4 protein-coding genes are annotated in these 3839 nt (G+C 72.6%); all 4 read right to left on the reverse strand.

Going from position 1 to position 3839, the window contains the following annotated elements:
- Positions 1 to 39 precede the first annotated feature (39 nt).
- The 4 genes from HDC93_RS34855 to HDC93_RS34870 all read right to left on the reverse strand — a co-directional run bounded on the left by HDC93_RS34855 (position 40) and on the right by HDC93_RS34870 (position 3681).
- Positions 40 to 1662: an alpha/beta fold hydrolase gene (locus HDC93_RS34855; RefSeq protein WP_185014826.1), complete on the reverse strand. Its 1623-nt coding sequence runs from the start codon at positions 1660 to 1662 to the stop codon at positions 40 to 42.
- A 40-nt stretch (positions 1663 to 1702) separates the two neighbouring features.
- Complete coding sequence (locus HDC93_RS34860) at positions 1703 to 2287, reverse strand: PspA-associated protein PspAB (protein WP_185014827.1); 585 nt, start codon at positions 2285 to 2287, stop codon at positions 1703 to 1705.
- Between the two features lie 7 nt (positions 2288 to 2294).
- Entirely contained in the window at positions 2295 to 3212 is a 918-nt protein-coding gene (gene htpX / locus HDC93_RS34865; protein WP_185014828.1) for a zinc metalloprotease HtpX, read from the reverse strand.
- A 97-nt stretch (positions 3213 to 3309) separates the two neighbouring features.
- Positions 3310 to 3681, reverse strand: coding sequence for a signal peptidase I (locus tag HDC93_RS34870; RefSeq protein WP_185014829.1), 372 nt, complete (start codon positions 3679 to 3681; stop codon positions 3310 to 3312).
- Positions 3682 to 3839 lie beyond the last annotated feature (158 nt).

Below are 3839 nucleotides of genomic sequence, written 5' to 3' on the forward strand. Positions count from 1 at the left end.
CGTACCGGCCTGCCGTCTCAGCCGTACCGGCCTGCCGTCTCAGCCGTACCGCTCCAGCAGCCCCGTCACATACGCCTCCAGCCGCCCGCCCAGCACCTCCGGCGTCAGATCCGTCCGGCCCAGTTCCCGCCACGGTCCCGCCAGCTTCGCCGCGTCGGGGACGTAGGCCAAGGCGTCGAGCAGCCGCCAGTACAGATGCTCCGGGCCGTCGGCCAGGCGCCGCCCGCCCCGGGCCTCGTAGCGCTCCCGGAAACCGAGGCCGCACTCCGGGCCGTGCAGCAGCGCGAGAGCCGTGGAACAGTGGGCGACATCCAGGTCGGCGGGCCCCCACGAGGTCTCCACCCAGTCGACGACGCCGCTGATCCGCAGCTCGGCGCCCGAACCCGTGAACAGGACGTTCCCGGGGTGGAAGTCCCGGTGCAGGAAGCAGCCGTCGTACGGAGGGGGAGCGCGGCGGATGACGTCCACGGCCCGCTCCCACCCCGCGGGAACCGCCGCCGGCGAGGTCCACGCCTGGTACGTCCGCGGACGCTCCCGGGGCACGACCCGGTGGATCCGGGCCAGCTGGGCCGCCAGCAGGTCCACCCGCGCGTCGAGTTCCGCCTCGTCGACCCGGACCCGCCCCGGCAGCACCGACATCAGCAGGGACGGATGGTCGCAGTGCTCCCCGGTCGCGTCCACGCCGATCAGCTCGGCGGCCGGCACGCCCTCCTGCCCCGCCAGCAGCGTGAGCATCTCCGCCTCTCGGGCCAGCAGTCCGGGTGCGTGCCGCCGGAAGAAGGGCTTCACGAACGTCCGCAGCGCCAGCTCGGTGCCGTCGTCGAGGGCGAGCCGCCGCATCTGGGCGCTCCAGCCTCCGGTCAGAAAGGACGACGTGACGACCGTACGGCCCTGCGGGAGCTGCTTGGCCACCCAGGCGCGGGTCGCCGACCAGCCCTGCTCGCCGAGCCCGGTCAGCACAGCGGTGACGAACTCGCGCAGGTCATCGGGGTGGTCGCGGAACCAGAGGCCCAACCGGTGCCCGGCGCCCGGGAGCTCCCGGTGCGTGAACTGCGCGCGCCGGGCCAGCGCCTCGGAGAGGGCCTTGGTCACGGCGGGCGGGATGATCTCGTCCGTGTCCGGCACCGCGAGCACCGCCCGGCCCTCGAACGCCCGCAGGACGTCGAGCGCGGGCGCCGCACGCCGGCTCCAGGGCCTGCGGATGATCTCGCTGAACCGCCCGTCGCCCGAGCCGAACGGCACGTCCCACGCCTCGCCCGCGTACACCGCCGGCGCGCACAGCCCCAGGGCCGCCACCCGCTCCCCGTAGTGCCGTACGAGATCCGCCACCGTCTGGCCGCTCATGCTGAACCCGACCAGGACCAGCGGCCCGTCCACACGCGCGCGTGCGTCGATGACGGAGACGGCCTGCTCGAAGCGGCGCCGCAGGCTCAGCTCCCGCAGCAGGCCGGTGCTCTCCCCGTGCCCCGAGAAATCGAAGGCGAGGGCGTGACAGCCGTGGGCCGCGAACTCCGCCAGCAACGGCACCAGACGCTCCTTGCTGCCGTTGCCCGCGCCGTGCAGCAGCACGACCGTCGCCCGGGCCTGCTCGCCCCCGCCGCAGGACAGGCCACTGAGTCGTTCGCCGCCGGTGACATGGGTGAAAGGGATCGGCTCACTCATACGGCCATTCACTCACGTGGCCCCCGACCCCGGAGGGCGTTCACAACCCTGGCGCTCCCCACACCGGGAACCAGCGGCTCAGGTCCTGCTCGATGCGCAGGTCGCCCGAGAGCGCGGCCCGCACCTGGAGTTCGAGTGCGTTGTCACGCCGCTGTGTCCCGTCCGGCAGGGGCGCGAACGGGTAGAACGTGCCGCGCTTGTAGAGGTAGACCAGCGCGAGCCGCCGGCCGGAGGGATCCTCGAACCCGGCCAGCGAACACAGCAGTTGGGGGCCGAACCCGTTCACTTCCATCTGGCTGTTCACGGCGTGCAGGTCGTTCACGAGCGCGGAGAGCTGGTCGGGGGCACGGCGGGAGACCAGCCAGGAGTAGCCGTAGCCGTCCTGGCGCAGCTCCACCGGCGGGCCGCCGCGGTCGGTGTCGGCGTCCAGCAGGGCCTGCACCTCGCGGTGGGACTGCTCGAAGGCCGCGCCCTCGACCGTGGCGAAGCACACCGCGCCATGCCCCGTCGGCGTGAAGCCCGCGGCGGCCTCCAGGGTCACGGCCGCCGAGGGCAGCGCGAAGAGCCGGTCGAGATCCGCCACGACCGGTTTCGTCCGGCCGAGCAGGATGTCCAGCAGCCCCATGCGCCGGTCACACCCCTCCGGGTGCCGCCGCTTCGCCCAGTTCGGCGGAAATACGGCCCAGCTGGTCGAGCCGCTGCTCCAGGCTCGGGTGGGTCGAGAAGAGGCGCGCGATGCCGGGCTCGCGGCCCAGCGCGGGCGTGAAGTAGAAGGCGTTGAAGGCCTGGGCCGTGCGCAGGTCCTTGGTCGGGATGCGGGCGATGTCGCCGGAGACCTTGGTGAGCGCGGAGGCCAGCGCCGAGGGCCGGCCGGTGAGCTGCGCGGCCGCCCGGTCGGCGGCCAGTTCCCGGTACCGGGACAGGGCCCGGATCAGCAGGAAGCTGATCGCGTAGACGGCGGCCGCCACTCCCATCACCGCGGCGAAGACGGCCGCCGTGTTCTGGTCCCTGCGGCCCCCGCCGAACAGCTGGGAGTAGAAGGCGAACCGCACGATCAGCCCCGCGATCACCCCGAGGAACGACGCGACGGTGATCACGGCGACGTCCTTGTGCGCCACGTGCGACAGCTCGTGCGCGAGCACGCCCTCCAGTTCGGCGGGCGTCAGCCGCCGCAGCAGCCCGGTCGTCACACAGACCACCGCGTGGTCGGAATTGCGCCCGGTCGCGAACGCGTTCGGCATGTCCATTCCGGACACCGCGACCACCGGCTTGGGCATGTCGGCCAGGGCGCACAGCCGGTCGATCACCGCGTGCAGCTCGGGATACTCCTCGCGCTCCACGACCCGTCCGTGCATGGCGTACAGCGCGATCCGGTCGGAGAACCAGTACTGCGCGCCGAGCAGTGCCGCCGCGATCACCACGACCAGCACCCACGACTTCAGCAGCACGATCAACGCGGCGACGAACGCCACGTACAACAACCCGAGCAGGAACAGCGTGATCCCCATACGGGTGGTCAACCGCCGGTCGCTCCGGAAGCGGCTGTGCATCTGCATCACCCCGCAGTCACGCACTCGTCCCACAACCAGTGTGCACCCGGGCCCGCCCATGAACGGGTCGCGATCGGCCCCAGGACCGGCAAAGCCGTCAGCCGCCCCGGCCCACCGCGTAGCCCGGCACGGACGGCCACCGCACCGTCAGCACGACCGACTCCTCCTCCGCGCCCCACGAGTGCTCGACCCCGCGCCCCCACACGACGTAGTCGCCCTGCCGCTCCAGCAGCACGCTGCGCCCCGGCAGCTCGACCCGGAAGCGCCCGCTGACGAGCACCAGCAGCGCGGTCCGCTCCTCACCCCGCACCCACTCGGCCCGCTCGTCCCCCGGGGGGTGCACCCCCCACTTGATCTCCACGGCCTCGCTGTGCCGCGGACCCCCGGCGTCCTTGAAATGCCCGAAAATCCATCCCCGGTCCAGGGCGGCGTCCGCACCGGCGTTGCCCACGTACACGCTGTCGTCCACGGGGCCGGACGCTAGCAGTGGCACCGAGGGCCGCGCCGCGCCCCGCGCCCCGACGGTCCGGACCTAGATGAATGAGTCCGATGTCTGGGCTGGTCGCAACCATGGCGAAGGGCGCCCGTTGGTCAGTGTGTGAAGACAAACCTGGACGCCCTTCTGGC

Source organism: Streptomyces sp. AK010 (assembly GCF_014207295.1).
In the GTDB taxonomy this organism is placed as follows: domain Bacteria; phylum Actinomycetota; class Actinomycetes; order Streptomycetales; family Streptomycetaceae; genus Streptomyces; species Streptomyces massasporeus.